Origin of the sequence: Halonotius terrestris (assembly GCF_006861665.1) — an archaeon.
Lineage (GTDB): Archaea > Halobacteriota > Halobacteria > Halobacteriales > Haloferacaceae > Halonotius > Halonotius terrestris.
On the sequence record NZ_RKLU01000001.1, the window covers coordinates 92101 to 105825 of the forward strand.

The following is a 13725-nucleotide window of genomic DNA, read 5'->3' on the forward strand; positions in this document are numbered from 1 at the left end:
AGCACGGGGAATGGTACCATACAGAACACGGAGAAGTTTGGGGATAGGAGTAACATTTATCACGTTCTTCTATAGTGTTTACCCGTGGTGGTGGAACCGGTCGTAAAGAACGGTTCGCCGCCAGCGGGGGAACGACCCCCACAAGGAGTGTGGTGATTACACAATGTCAGAAACATACGTTGGTTCAATCGACCAAGGGACGACAGGAACGCGCTTCATGGTCTTCGATCACGACGGCGGTGTCGTGTCGCAGGCCTACGAGAAGCACGAACAGATCTATCCGGAGCCGGGTTGGGTCGAGCACGACCCCATGGAAATCTGGGAAAACACGAAACTCGTCATCAACGAGGCCCTCGACAAAGAGGGTATTGACCCAGAACAGCTCGAAGCGCTCGGTGTTACCAACCAGCGCGAAACCACCATCGTGTGGGACAAAGAAACCGGCAAACCAGTACACAACGCCCTCGTCTGGCAGGACCGTCGGACGACGGACCGCGTCGAAGAAATTCAGGACGAGAGCACCGACACGCTCACCGTCGAGACGATCCGCGAGAAAACGGGTCTCGAATGTGACGCCTACTTCTCCGCGACGAAAACTGAGTGGATCCTCGACAACGCGGATCCGATCAAACTTCAGCGATCCCGACCGCAGGACGTCCGGGACCGCGCTGAAGAAGGCGAGCTCCTAATGGGTACCATCGACACGTGGGTCATCTACAACCTCACCGGTAACCACATCACCGACGTGTCCAACGCATCCCGAACGATGCTCTACAACATCGAGGACCTCGAATGGGACGACGAACTCCTCGAGGAGTTCCGCGTGCCCGAGTCCATGCTGCCTGAGGTTCGTCCGTCCTCGGACGACGACACCTACGGTAGCACGGATCCGGACGGCTTCCTCGGCGCCGAAGTGCCTGTCGCGGGCGCGCTCGGTGACCAGCAGGCAGCCCTGTTCGGCCAGACTTGCTTCGACGCAGGTGACGCCAAGAACACCTACGGGACCGGTTCGTTCATGCTCATGAACACCGGTAACGAAGCCGTTCCGTCCGAGCACGGCCTGCTCACGACGATCGGCTTCCAGCGTACGGGCGGCGACGTCCAGTACGCCCTCGAAGGTGCCATCTTCATCACTGGCGCAGCAATCGAGTGGCTCGAAGACATGACGCTCATCGAGGATGCTGCCGAGTCCGAAGAACTCGCCCGCAGCATCGACTCGACTGACGGCGTCTACGTCGTGCCCGCCTTCACTGGCCTCGGTGCACCCCACTGGGACCAGCGCGCACGCGGGACGATCGTCGGCATGACGCGTGGCACGCGACGCGAACACATCGTTCGCGCCACGCTCGAATCCATCGCCTACCAGACCAAAGACGTCGCCGAGGCAATGGTCGAAGACGCAGACATCGACCTTTCGAGCCTCCGCGTCGACGGTGGTGCAGTCAAGAACAACTTCCTCTGTCAGCTCCAGTCGAACATCATCGGCACGGAGATCGTCCGCCCGGTCGTCGACGAGACGACCGCGCTGGGGAGTGCCTACGCGGCCGGCCTCGCCGTCGGCTACTGGGACACCCTCGACGAACTCCGTAACAACTGGCAGGTCGACCGGAAGTTCCCGGTCGACGAAGACGCCGACATCGAAGTCAACTACGACCGCTGGAAGGACGCTGTCGAGCGTTCCGAAGGCTGGGCCCAAGACGAGGGAGGTGACTAACGATGGTCAACCCGACGCTGCTTGACCCGACGTGGTACATCACGGCCTTCGCGGGCGGTGCCTTCGGTGCGGCTATCGGCGCGCTACCAGCTTTCATCTTCACCGGCTTCATGGTCATCGCCGGCGAGGCACTCGCCGTCTCCGGTGGCCACCAAGGCGGCTACGGTCCGATTAGTGACTACGGACAGTCCACCGCCGGTGTGGCAGTGAACGCAGGAACGTTCACCGGCTACGTCGGCTTCGGTCCGATCTTCGGTCCGCACATCAGCTTCGCGGCTGGTGCTGCGGCAGCCGCATACGCGGCGAAGAAAGGCTACATCGACGACGGGAAGAACATCCTCTGGGCTGCCGGGACGAACCACATCGACGTACTGCTCGTCGGTGGGATCTTCGGTATCCTCGGGATGGTCGGTACCGGCCTCGGTCGAACGGTCGGCTTCCCAACTGACAACATTGCGACGATGGTCTTCCTCTCCGCGCTCATCCACCGCGTGGCCTTCGGCTACAGCGTGATCGGCGAAGTGACCGGCGACGGTCTCTTCGACGTCGGTCCGTGGGAGCGAGACGAGGACGAAGCACCCGGCATCTGGCTGCCGTGGCAGTACAAGTGGAGCGGTGTCGCCATGATCGGCCTCATCGGCGGTATCTTCGGCGGTGCACTCTACTACGCCACCGGTAGCGCGCTGCTCGGCTTCGGTATCAGCGCGGCCAGCCTCGTGTTCCTGCAGTGCGGTGTCGACAACATCCCGGTCACCCACCACATCACGCTGCCCGGTTCGGTCGGCGCGTGGGGTGCGGTCGCAGCCGGTTACAGTCCGACGCTCGTGATCATCTGGGGTGCCCTCTTCGGCATCTTCGGTGCGCTCATGGGTGAGGTCCTCGAACGTGTGTTCTACATGCACGGCGGGACCCACGTCGACCCGCCGGCAGGCGCAATCGCCGCCTCCGGTCTGCTGTCGGCAGTCCTGACCGCTGCGGGCGTCCTGGGAGCGACCTTCTGGGGCGGCCTCGGCGGCATCGGCCTCTAAGCCGGCCGAACTCACTCGCCAACCACTCCTTGCTCACCCCGTTGGTGGGCCGGAGTTAACACCCGTCGTGCGGTGACGGTTGTTCGGTGATGCGGTTTCCGTTTTTTCACGTACCGACGAACACTGACCACGACTCTCTGAGGGAGCACATATGAAAATCGATGAGCGGATCGCCCGACGACAGCACGCCGACGAGGAGGGTGTCATCCCCGACTACGATGCCATCAGCCCGGTCGTCCACCTCAGCGAACCGGTCGGTCGCGGCGCGGTTATCGAGCAACTGCTCGATGTGGTGTCGCCGGTGTTCGATGGCCACCCGCCGAGCGACGGCTACGTGTGGGGGCCGAAAGGAACGGGCAAATCCGCCATCATCCGGCCGCTGTTCGAGGGACTGAGCCGGCAGGTCGGCCGGAGCGAAAGCCGACTGTACACGACAACGCGGGCGGCCCCCGCGCCGGACGTGAACTTCGTCTACGTCGACGCGCGCCGTGCCAACTCGGCGTTCGCGCTGTTGCATACAGTTGCCGATACCGTTAGCTCGGAACCGGTCCCGAGACAGGGCGTCGGCCGTGGGGCGATGGTCAAGCGACTGCAGGATCACGTCGCGGGGACGAACCGCCACCTGTTGGTCGCCGTCGACCACGTCGGCGAACCAGAGACGATCGGCGTCGACGGCGTCTTCGAGCAGTTTGATGATTTCGGCGAAGCGGTCGGCTGCGTGGCGATCGGGCGAGCGAACCCGACGGAAACCGTCGTCAGCAACCGACCCAGCACGGAGACGGTTCACGTCGACGCCTACACCCAACACGCGCTGGCTGAAGTCCTGACCAACCGCGTCGCCGACGGCCGGCTGCGGACCGCGACGACTGACGAACAGCTCACGGCACTCGCCCGGTGGGCCGAGGGCGACGCCCACGACGCCTTGGCCGCGCTGTTCGGGGCTGGTGTGACCGCCGAAACGCGTGGCGTCGAGCGGATCGGACCGGCCGAACTCGCTACCGGAATGGAGGCCGTCCCACAGCCCAGCGTCGCCCTCGGCCGGGTGATCGCGTTGCCGACGAACCGGAAACGGATCGTCCGTCGACTGGTCGGGCTCTCGGAGGCCAACCGGAGTTCCGTCAGTACGGCGGCCGAGAAGATCAGCGAGGGGATCGATCTCTCGCGGGCGACGATCGAGCGGGTTCTCTACGAACTCGCCGAGTCGGGGATCATCCGCCGGCTCAAAGCCGGGGAGACGCCGGCGACCGGCCGGCCGCCCTCACGGCTCGAACCGCGATTCCCGACGCTCGTCTTCGAGCAGCTGCAGGCCGAAAGCTGACCATACTACCCTTCTCGCCGCAACTCACAGCGCGGCCCATCCAGCAGTCAGAAGTCATACCGAGCCAACAGAAACGGCCGCCTTAGCGGATGTATCCGGGAGAAGAGTTTCACACACAATAATTAGATACACACATTTATTTATCCGATGAGATAGAGTCTATAAATATGACCTTACGGTGGAGTGTTCCGAATCGTGGTGGTGGTAGCCAGCCCGTCAGCGTCACGCGTCGCACCCGACTCCTGCTCGGCGTGCTCGGGGCGTGTCTCTGTGTCGGGTGGATCGTATCCGACCCCGCTGTCGGCGAGACAGCCGTCCTGTTCGGCCTGTTCTCCCGGTTCTGGGGCAACGACACTGACAACGCGAGCGACGAGGACGAGGGACAGGCCCGGGTCGATCCTGACCCGACTGCCGAGAACGAAACGGCAAGCGAGTCGGCCGACGCCGAGCCAACGACCGGTGCGGCAGGCGATACGGAGGCGACAGCCGACACCGAAACGGAAGCCACCGAGGAGACGGTTGCCGACGAACCCACGGCGGAAACATCGACAGCAACCCCTGAACCGACGGATTCGATCACACCGACCGTCGAGGCGACTGACGACGCGGCGGGCGTCGCCTCCGACGGCGGGATCACGGCGGAGGACTCCACCGACGGCTCCCAGCCGCCAGGGGACGGCGAGGACTGGGACCGCTTCTGCCGGGAGATGGGCGATGCGATGCAGCAGTGTGCCGACGGCGATCTGACGATCCGGATCGACCCCAACGAGGCCCCACAGCAGGCCCGCGGGATGGTCGAGGACTTCAACGAGATGATCGCCTCCTTCAGCGAGACGGTCCAGACGGTCGACGACTTCAACGATCAGGTGACGGGCGCGACCGACCGCGTGACGAGCCGGGTCGACGAAGTCAAATCCGCGAGCAAGGAGATGAGCACCGAGGTCAACGCCATCGCGGAGGACGCCCAAGAGCAGAACGCCCAACTCGAAGAGCTCTCCGACGAGATCCGCTCGCTGTCAGCAGCGACGCAGGAGGTCGCTTCCTCGGCCAACGAGGTCGCGGAAGCCTCCGAGCAGGCCGCCGAACGGGGCGAGAAAGGTCGGGATCTGGCGACCGATGCCCTCGCGGAGCTCGACGACATCGACACCCGCACCAACCGGATGCTGGAGGCCACCGAGGAACTCGACAGCCGGATCGATGAGATCGAGGAGATCGCGGAGTTCATCGGCAGCGTCGCCAGCCAGACCAACATCCTCGCGCTGAACGCTTCGATCGAGGCCGCCCGCGCGGGCGAAGCCGGCGAAGGGTTCGCCGTCGTCGCCGACGAGGTCAAGAGCCTCGCGGAGGACGCCGAGGAAGCCGCCGGCGACATCGAGGAGTCGGTGAACACGATCCGCGAGCAAGCGGATACCACTGTCGAGGAGATGCACCAGACGCGCGACCGGATCGACTCCGGCGTCGAAACAATTGAGGGTGCGGTCGAAACCTTCCACAAGATCGCCGACGACGTCGAGGAGACCAACGTCGGCGTCCAGGAGATCAGCGACGCGACCGACGAGCAGGCCAACTCCCTGCAGGAGGCCGCGGCGATGGTCGACGACGTGAGCGCTATCGCCGACGAAACGGCCGACCGCACCGACACGGCAGCGTCGGCAGCCCAACAGCAGACGACGGCGTTGGCCGAAGTCTCGACGGCATCGACGACGCTCGACGAACGCAGTTCCGCGCTGAACGACCTCACTGCATCCTTCGAGATCGGCGGCGGCCGCGGCGCGGTCGCAGCCGACGACAACGTGACCACCTTCGAGTTCTGGCACGCGATGGGTGGCGACAAGGGACTGCTCCTTGAGGACCTCATCCGAGAGTTCGAGGAGCAGGCCGACGGCATCCGGATCGATGCGACCTCGAAAGGCAGCTACCGCGGCAACCTCGAATCGACGCTCAACGCCGCTGAGCGGGGCGACCCGCCGACGCTGTCACAGATCTACGAGATCGGGACAGCGAAAGCCGTCGACAGCGGCGCGTTCCAGCCCGTCGAGCACATCCTGCCGTCGGATACCGACATCAACAGCTACCTCAGCGCGGTGTTGAGCTACTACCAGACCGACGGGACGCTGTACTCGATGCCGTTCAACTCCTCGGTCCCAGTGCTGGCGATCAACGAGGAGGCGTTCTCAGCGGCCGGCCTCGATCCAAGCAACCCGCCGCAGACGTTCAAGGAAGTCGAACGCGCCGCCGAGAAGCTGGTCGATGCCGGTGTCTGTGAGACCGGGATCACCTTCGCCAACTACTCGTGGTTCGTCGAGCAGTGGTTCGCCACCGCCGGTCAGGAACTCGTCAACAAGCGGAACGGCCGCGCCGGGACGCCCGACGAGGCTCTCTACGACAGCGACGCGGGCGTCGAACTCTACGACTGGTGGACCGGTCTCGACGACCGCGGCCTCTACCACAACCCCGGGATCGAAGCCCGCGGGAAGGCCAAAGAGGCCTTCCACGAGGGCAAAGCCGGCATGCTGATCGGTTCGTCCTCCTCGTGTGGCTCGATCATCGAGGGCGCGGAGTTCGGGACGTCGATCAGCGGGATGCCCGCGGCGGGCGAGCGCGTCGGCCTGATCGTCGGCGGCGCGTCGCTGTGGGTCTCCGAAGACGCCAGCCGCGACCAGCAGGAGGCCGCCGGCGAGTTCCTCGCGTGGATGACCGCGCCGGAACAACAGGCCCGCTGGCACAAGGAGACCGGCTACCTGCCGGTTCGACAGGACGGCATCCAGAAGCTTGAGCGTGAGGGCTGGTTCAACGAGAACCCCGGCCACGAGGTCGCCATCCAGCAGCTTCTCGACAGCCCCGACACGCCCGCGACCAACGGCGCGCGGATCGGGCCCTTCGACACCGTCCGGACGCTCGTCGCCGAGGCCTACGAGGACATCAAAAGCGGCGACACCGAAGAAGAGCTCGCCAACCTGAGTTCGCGCGTCGAACAGCAGCTCGACTCCTACGCGAGCCAGTAACCCGCCTGCCGTCTGTTTTCGCCGCGTATCACCCATTACTAAGCCCTCGGCTGTCGAGACTCGCGTATGGAGCGAACGGTACCCGTCGTCCCGGAGGACGGACTACACGCACGACCGGCCGCGACGTTCGTCGAAACCGCCAGCAACTTCGACGCCGAGATCACGGTTGAGGCCGTCGACGGCTCCCGGCCCCCGGTCGCCGCCGACAGCATCCTCGGGGTGACCGGCCTCGGCGTCCACGGCGGCGACGAGGTTATCCTGAGCGCGGAGGGGCCGGAAGCCGAACCCGCCCTCGACGCCCTCGAAAATATTCTCTCGACGCCGGCTGGGCAATCGAACGCTGCCTGAGACGGCGACCATAGGCTGACGGCGGCACGGTTTTCACACCAGCGGACGGATACCGGGTATGGTGCCGCCGCTCGCTCTCGATATCGACGGGACGCTGACGACCGCCGCCGATCGGATCGATCCCCGCGTGTTCGAACGGTTGCCCGCGTGGGACGCGCCGATCGTCATCGCCACGGGCAAATCGTTTCCGTACCCGGTCGCACTCTGTCACTTCCTCGGGATTCCCGAACAGGTCGTCGCGGAGAACGGCGGCGTCGTCTGCGCCGACGGCCAAGTCTCGTTTCAGGGCGACCGCGAGCGCGCCGAGGCGGCGATCGGCCGCTTCCGTGATCGCGGCGGCGACCTCGGGTGGGATGACGCGGATACGACGAACCGCTGGCGAGAAACCGAACTCGCAGCCAACGTCGATGCCGACGAGGAGTTACTGCGGGCGGTCGCCGCGGAGTTCGACCTCGAAGTCGTTGACACCGGCTACGCCTATCACCTGAAAACGCCGGGCGTCGAGAAAGGGGATGGCCTCACCGCCGTCGCCCACCTCCTCGGACTCGATCCCGGGGAGTTCGTTGCCGTCGGCGACAGCGAAAACGACGTGTCGCTGTTCGAGACCGCCGGCGACTCCTACGCCGTCGCCAACGCCGACGAGCGCGCGAAAGCGGCCGCTGCGACCGTGCTTGAGGACTCGTACTTCGATGGCACGCTGTCGGTGCTCGACGCGCTGCAGTCGGACTGAGAGCTACGTATCCCCCGTCGCGATACTATCCGCTGGCGTCGACAGCGTCGTCGCGCCACGCGCCGAAGCGATCGAGGGTGTCGGTTTCGTCGAAGCGTTCGATACAGGGCACGTCGTAGGGGTGTATCTCGTCGATTCGAGCTTCGAGGCGGTCATAGCCCGCGTCGGTCGTCTTGATCAGCAGGATCGTCTCGGCGTCGGTTTCGACGTCGCCCTCCCAGCGGTAGGTTGACTGGCAGTCGACGGCGTTGACACAGGCGGCGAGCCGTTCTTCAACGAGCGTGGCCGCGAGGTCGTCGGCCGCGGCCGACGGTGCAGTAACGTAGACGGTCGGCATCAGTGATACTCTTCGAAGGGAACGAACGAGCCGTTGATATCCCACTCGTGAATGCAGTAGATGCTGCCGGCGTTGTCGTCGACGACACACCACGTCTCGCCGTCGGCATCCCACTGCTCCTCCCGGCCGCACCGCTCGCAGGTGCGGTCAGTCGGGTGACGTAACGTCGTTGCCATACCGCAATCGGGGGTGTCCACGAAGTTAAACGTGTCTCAGTCGTCGGCGACCGTCAGCGCGAGGACCCGACGCCAGCAAGGAGTCCAGCTCGAACTGAGGAAAACAATTGTTTGATTTTAGCAGAGATAATAGACACCTCGACGGAAATAATCGAATGCGTTGTGTGAAGCGACGACACAGAAGCCAAAACTATTTATGTGCTTGCTAGGCTATGTGAACGCATGCCACAAAACGCTGCCAGCATCGATCCATACACCACCGAAGAGGCCTGTTTCGAGTGTTTAGAGTGCGGCGCGCGCGCTCGAAGCGAAGAACGAATCCACGAGTGTTCGGCCTGCGGCGGCGAGGTCAAGAACATCGCCATCCCGCGAGAGTAGCTTAGGCGTCGGCGATCCGGTACTGATAGGGTTGCTGTGAGATCACCTGTACCTCACCCTCCCGCGCCCGTCGCCCGAGGACCGTGGCTATCTGATGTGGGTTCTCGAAGGTGTCGTCACCCCGCGCTTCGAGTTCCGCCAGAATCTCACGAGCCGTCAGCGGCTCGTCGGCCTCTGAAAGCACACCCTGCAAGCGCTCGAAGTCGCTCGGTGTGGTATGCATATACACTCTTTACAACGCCGACAGGTTTAGACCTATGTGAGACAACCGTCAGACAACCGTCGTACAGACCGATTTCAGACGTTTCAGTGTTTACTACCGGCCGTTGTTGTCAGAAAAACAATCATAGTCGACAGAACAGCCAGCGTCTCCCACCGAGTCAGGCGTAAACGTCGTCTTCGCTCAGGTCGCGTTCATCGCGGTACTCCTCGACGAAGGCCTCGACCTCGAACTCGTGCATCTTCCCTTCAAATTCGGTGAGTGCACTCGTGTCGTCGGCATGACTGATCGCGTGTTCCATCAACTCGACGACGAGTTCGACGATGATCTCGTGGAGTTGCCGGGAATCGAAGTCAGTGATCCATAGCAGCGCGAACCCCACGTCCTGCTCCTCGGAGGCGTCATGGGAGACGACGCGCTCGGGAAACTCTTCGAGGACGATGCCAAGCAGGTGCGGCGTGCCGAACTCCGGCATCTCCTCGCTGGTGGTTTCGATGGCCTCCCGCAGCGTCTCAACAAGGAAATCGGGGAGGAACCGCTCGGGCGGGTGGACATCCATGACGATGCCGTGGCTATCGCCGCAGTCGCAGTCGAACTCCCGCATCCCGAGGTCGAGATCGGTAACCGCGACCGACTCGCCGCAGGGGAGATCGAGGCGGTCGCCACCCCCGCCCGGGACGCGTGGTTTGGTCATAGCGTCGCTTGGCACGTCGAGCGGTTAAATCTCGTGTTGTCGGCTGCCACAGTCTTATGCAGGCAGCGGCCCAAGCCGGCGGTATGAGTCCACCCGCAGACAGCCCCGACCGGCCGCGGGACCGCGAGGAGTTGGCGGCCCAACTCGACGAGTTGGAGTCGACGCTCACCGACCTCCGCAGCGAACTCCGCGGCGAGGGTCGTCGCGGACCGCCACAGCCGCCGAAGTTGGGCGATCTCCTCCGCTTTACCGAGCAGTACACCATCCCGACGCTGATCGCGGCGCTTGAGGCAACGATTAAATCCTTAGAGTTGCTCCAGCGAACGCTTCGGCTGGCCGACCCCGCACGCGCTGCCCGCGAGGAAGGCACCGCCGCTCGGGGGCGACTTGACGAGGTCGGCAGCGAGGCCGGCCAGCAGCTCGCTGCCGCACTGGGCGAACTCCGGACCGCACTCGCCGAGGCCGACCTGCCGGAGAACCCCGACTCCCGCGACCTGATCGAAGACGCCCGAAGCCTGACCGGCGAGATCGAAGGCCGGCTCAGAGACGCCGAGCGAACCGTCAGCGACCAGCGTGACCGCGAACGGGGCAGCCGGCGGAACGCCGAGGGCGCATCAAGCGGCGGCGTGATGATCGATGTTGGCGAGGACGGAGACGACACGAACAGCGATAGCCAGCAGGACGACAGCGACACCGATCCCGAGGTCGATGTCGATGCCGAACTTGAATCGATCAAAAACGAGCTCGACCGCTCGGAGCAAGCACTCGACGAGCAGACCAACGAGACCAATGACGACGACAGCGGAACAGCCGATAGCAACGAAAGCGACGATAACGACGACGCGAGTGAGAGAGACGAAGCGAGCGATAGCGACGACGAAAAGACAGCCGACAGCGACAACGACTGATTACTCGACGGGGCGGAACCGGTAGCCGTCCCACGAGTGACTTTCTGCCTCGCGGATGCCAGCGTCCGGGTCGCGGAGTTCCGGAACATAGACCGGTTCGACCGTATCACCGATCTCGACCTCGTCGGTGGTGAGCTGACCGATCGCACGCACCGCTTCACCATCGACGTCGAACTCGACGATCCCGAGGTGGTTCGGTTCGCGGACGCCCGGCGGTGTCGCCGTCGAGGAGGTCCACGTCACAACGGTCGCGTGATACTCACTGAGATCGACTGTCCCCACTGGCTCCGCGCCGTCGGGGCCGAGCGGATGTGGCGGGTACAGGATCGTCCCGTCAGGGTAGCGGGCGGCCTCCATCGGCGGCTGGTCGTCGGGCTCGCCATCGTCGGTTGCGTTCTCTCCGTCGCTCATTGGCCTGCCTCCATGATCGTCGTGATGACACAGTTGCCGAACCCGCCGACGTTGCACGCGAGGCCCGTCTCAGCGTCGACCTGTCGCGGCCCGGCGTTGCCGGTGAGCTGTTGGTAGATCTCGTAGACTTGCGCAACGCCGCTCGCTCCGAGCGGGTGGCCCTTCGATTTCAGGCCGCCGGAGGTGTTGACCGGGAGCTCGCCATCGCGGTCGGTGACGCCGTCCTCAACGGCTTTCCAGCCTTCGCCCTGCTCGAAGAAGCCGAGGCCCTCCGACTGGAGGAATTCGAGAATGGTGAACATGTCGTGGAGTTCGGCGACATCGATGTCGTCGGGGCCGATCCCAGCCTGCTCGTAGGCGATCGCACTGGAGTCGACGACGCCGTTCATCACCGTCGGATCCTCGCGTTCGTGGACGACGTGGGTGTCGGTCGCGCCGCCGATCCCGGAGATGACAGCGTACTCGTCGGTGTACTCGCTGGCGACGGATTCAGGACACATGAGGAGTGCAGCCGAACCATCCGTGATTGGGCAGAAGTCATAGAGCCGCAGCGGGTCGGCGACGATCGGGGACTCCATGACGGTTTCGAGGTCGACTTCCTTCTGGAACTGGGCGTGAGGGTTGTCGACGCCGTTTTTGTGATTCTTGACCGCGACCTTGGCGAGACTTTCGCGTGGGGCGTCGTACTCNNNCAGGTANNNCCGNGCGGTNAGNCCCGCAAAGGAGGGNAGCGTNACGCCGTGTTTGTACTCGNCGGGGTGGGTNAGCGAGGCGATNACGTCGGTNGCCTCNNCGGTNNTNCGGTGNGTCATCTTCTCGCCGCCGANCAGGAGTGTGAGGTCGCTCGCACCCGAGGCGACCGACTGCCACGCGCTGTAGACGCCCGCGCCGCCGGAGGAGCTTGTCTGGTCGATTCGAGCAGTGTACGCCGGCAGCGCGTCGAGGTCGTGGGCGACGGCGTTAGCGATCCCCGTCTGACCCTCGAACTCGCCGCTGGCCATGTTCGATACGTAGAGATGATCGAGGTCGTCGCCGTCGATGGCGGCGTCAGCCAAGCAGGCTTGGCCGGCCTCCGCGAGCAGGCCACGGATCCAGCTGTCGCGCTGGCCGAACTGGGTCATCGACGCGCCGATGATCGCAACGCGGTCCATACCCGACCCTCTCGGCGGGCCGCTTTACCGATTTCCATTCTGACTGATCTCGGTCGATTTAACACGCCGTCAGCCCTACCGGCGGTATGGATCTCGACTACCTCCTCCCGCATCTCGGTGCCGGCGTCTGTCTCGTCCTCGTCGCGTTGTTGGCAGCCCCCTACGCGCTCATCGAGGGGCAACCGGAGTTGGTCGGCGCGTACTACAACGCCGGCCCGCTCGGCGTCGCCGGCGCGCTCTTCCTCGCCGTGCTGGGAATCGTCATCTTCCTCTCCGGCGTCCGCGGACAGGCCGATCCGACGCTCGTCGCGGGGATCATGCTCGCCGTCGGGCTGACGATTTTCGCGCTTACCGTTGTGTGGGCGATTACGATGGAGTCGACGATCATTTTCAGCTTCCCCAGCCAGTACTCGTGGCTGGAGTACCATCCGTGGGCGAGCCTCGCGGTTAGCGGCGTGCTCGCTGGCGTCGCCGGCGGCTACGCCGCCGTTGCGATCAACTGATCGGCGAGCGAGAGCAACGAGAGCCTGATCATCGATCGCCGACGACGAGTGACAGACGAAAGGGCCTTAAAGCCGTCCGGTGTACGTCGGAATGGACTAGGTCGGGCAGGTAGGCCCTGCTCTTTACCCGTGAGACAGTCTTTAGCGGGGACCGAACTGCCGGGGCGTCGGTCGAACCGTCACAGGCCTCGGGAGCCAACGTCGAAACCTCGTCCGTCGGGGACAGCGGTTCCGGTGTACTCACCCGCAGGGGTGTCACACGCCGGTTGGTCGGCGACAGTGGGTCAGGCGCGGAAGCGAGCAGCCCATCGCCGGACGCCCGTCGCTCGCCGGATCGCGGGGTGGAGGAGGCAACCGAGAATCCCTGTGTCCGGAACGGTCGGCAAACCGGCCTGTCCGTCATTCATACCCGATTTTCGACCCGCCAGCGACAGCCATACGCACAGCGTCACCCATCGCTACCGACAGGTTCGACTATCACCAACTCCTTCGAGACGTATGAGCGACGACGCGGCGAGTGAAGAAATGGAAGACACTACCGAAGCAACCGCTGGCGACATCCACGCCGCCTACAGCGAGGCCGCGGGCGAACGCCGCCTCGTTTTCGACCGCGAGGGACAAACGGCGGTCGTTGCCCAGAACATCGAGGGCTACGCCATGCTCCGAGTGCGGCGGACCGCCGACGGCGACGAACTCGAACGCTACTACGGGTTCGATATGGCACTCGATCACGTCGCCGAACTGCTCGACGTCGATCCCAACGCGCTCCCAGTCCCCGAGGCCGCCGCCGACATGGGAATGTAG

Annotated in this window: 16 protein-coding genes and 1 other RNA gene; 11 read left to right on the top strand and 6 right to left on the bottom strand. The window is 64.3% G+C overall.

The window, feature by feature from the left end:
• Positions 1-163 precede the first annotated feature (163 nt).
• The 6 genes from glpK (at position 164) to EGH24_RS00495 (ending at position 8143) form a co-directional block, all read left to right on the top strand.
• Positions 164-1714: a glycerol kinase GlpK gene (glpK, locus tag EGH24_RS00470; RefSeq protein WP_142978219.1), complete on the top strand. Its 1551-nt coding sequence runs from the start codon at positions 164-166 to the stop codon at positions 1712-1714.
• A gap of 2 nt (positions 1715-1716) precedes the next feature.
• Entirely contained in the window at positions 1717-2742 is a 1026-nt protein-coding gene (locus tag EGH24_RS00475) for a hypothetical protein (protein ID WP_142978220.1), read from the top strand.
• A gap of 151 nt (positions 2743-2893) precedes the next feature.
• The gene (locus tag EGH24_RS00480; RefSeq protein ID WP_142978221.1) at positions 2894-4060 is read left to right on the top strand and encodes a Cdc6/Cdc18 family protein; all 1167 of its coding nucleotides are present in this window, start codon (positions 2894-2896) and stop codon (positions 4058-4060) included.
• Between the two features lie 167 nt (positions 4061-4227).
• On the top strand, positions 4228-7065 hold the full coding sequence (locus EGH24_RS00485; RefSeq protein WP_142978222.1) for an extracellular solute-binding protein: 2838 nt from the start codon (positions 4228-4230) through the stop codon (positions 7063-7065).
• A 66-nt stretch (positions 7066-7131) separates the two neighbouring features.
• A complete protein-coding gene (locus EGH24_RS00490; RefSeq protein WP_142978223.1) occupies positions 7132-7413 on the top strand; it encodes an HPr family phosphocarrier protein in 282 nt (93 codons plus the stop codon).
• A gap of 58 nt (positions 7414-7471) precedes the next feature.
• Positions 7472-8143, top strand: a complete 672-nt coding sequence (locus EGH24_RS00495; protein WP_142978224.1) for a phosphoglycolate phosphatase — start codon at positions 7472-7474, stop codon at positions 8141-8143.
• 25 nt (positions 8144-8168) lie between these two features.
• Here the strand turns inward: EGH24_RS00495 and cutA are convergent, their stop codons facing one another.
• Positions 8169-8480, bottom strand: a complete 312-nt coding sequence (gene cutA / locus EGH24_RS00500) for a divalent-cation tolerance protein CutA (protein WP_142978225.1) — start codon at positions 8478-8480, stop codon at positions 8169-8171.
• Entirely contained in the window at positions 8480-8656 is a 177-nt protein-coding gene (locus EGH24_RS00505; RefSeq protein WP_142978226.1) for a transposase, read from the bottom strand. The genes cutA and EGH24_RS00505 overlap by 1 nt, the downstream gene beginning before the upstream one ends.
• A gap of 222 nt (positions 8657-8878) precedes the next feature.
• Here EGH24_RS00505 and EGH24_RS00510 point away from each other — a divergent pair, with 222 nt between their 5' ends.
• Positions 8879-9034 carry a rubrerythrin-like domain-containing protein gene (locus tag EGH24_RS00510; protein WP_142978227.1) on the top strand — a complete coding sequence of 52 codons (156 nt, stop codon included), beginning with the start codon at positions 8879-8881 and terminating at the stop codon, positions 9032-9034.
• Between the two features lies 1 nt (position 9035).
• Here the strand turns inward: EGH24_RS00510 and EGH24_RS00515 are convergent, their stop codons facing one another.
• Positions 9036-9257, bottom strand: coding sequence for a hypothetical protein (locus EGH24_RS00515; RefSeq protein WP_142978228.1), 222 nt, complete (start codon positions 9255-9257; stop codon positions 9036-9038).
• Between the two features lie 157 nt (positions 9258-9414).
• On the bottom strand, positions 9415-9948 hold the full coding sequence (locus EGH24_RS00520) for a DUF5815 family protein (protein WP_142978229.1): 534 nt from the start codon (positions 9946-9948) through the stop codon (positions 9415-9417).
• 83 nt (positions 9949-10031) lie between these two features.
• Between EGH24_RS00520 and EGH24_RS00525 the strand changes: the two genes are divergently transcribed.
• Positions 10032-10856 (top strand): DUF7547 family protein, encoded by an 825-nt coding sequence (locus tag EGH24_RS00525; protein WP_142978230.1) that lies wholly within the window; start codon positions 10032-10034, stop codon positions 10854-10856.
• Here EGH24_RS00525 and EGH24_RS00530 read toward each other — a convergent pair whose 3' ends face one another.
• Together EGH24_RS00530 and EGH24_RS00535 are read right to left on the bottom strand one after the other, a co-directional pair.
• Positions 10857-11267, bottom strand: coding sequence for a nucleic acid-binding protein (locus tag EGH24_RS00530; RefSeq protein WP_142978231.1), 411 nt, complete (start codon positions 11265-11267; stop codon positions 10857-10859).
• Positions 11264-12418, bottom strand: a complete 1155-nt coding sequence (locus EGH24_RS00535; RefSeq protein WP_142978232.1) for a thiolase family protein — start codon at positions 12416-12418, stop codon at positions 11264-11266. Before EGH24_RS00535 ends, EGH24_RS00530 begins: the two co-directional genes overlap by 4 nt.
• 86 nt (positions 12419-12504) lie before the next feature.
• On the opposite strand from EGH24_RS00535, the gene EGH24_RS00540 reads away from it, so the two are divergent.
• From EGH24_RS00540 to EGH24_RS00550, 3 genes are all read left to right on the top strand, one after another.
• Positions 12505-12921: a DUF7548 family protein gene (locus tag EGH24_RS00540; RefSeq protein ID WP_142978233.1), complete on the top strand. Its 417-nt coding sequence runs from the start codon at positions 12505-12507 to the stop codon at positions 12919-12921.
• Between the two features lie 89 nt (positions 12922-13010).
• Positions 13011-13323: signal recognition particle sRNA (gene ffs, locus EGH24_RS00545), an RNA gene on the top strand.
• Between the two features lie 123 nt (positions 13324-13446).
• Positions 13447-13725: a DUF7111 family protein gene (locus EGH24_RS00550; protein ID WP_142978772.1), complete on the top strand. Its 279-nt coding sequence runs from the start codon at positions 13447-13449 to the stop codon at positions 13723-13725.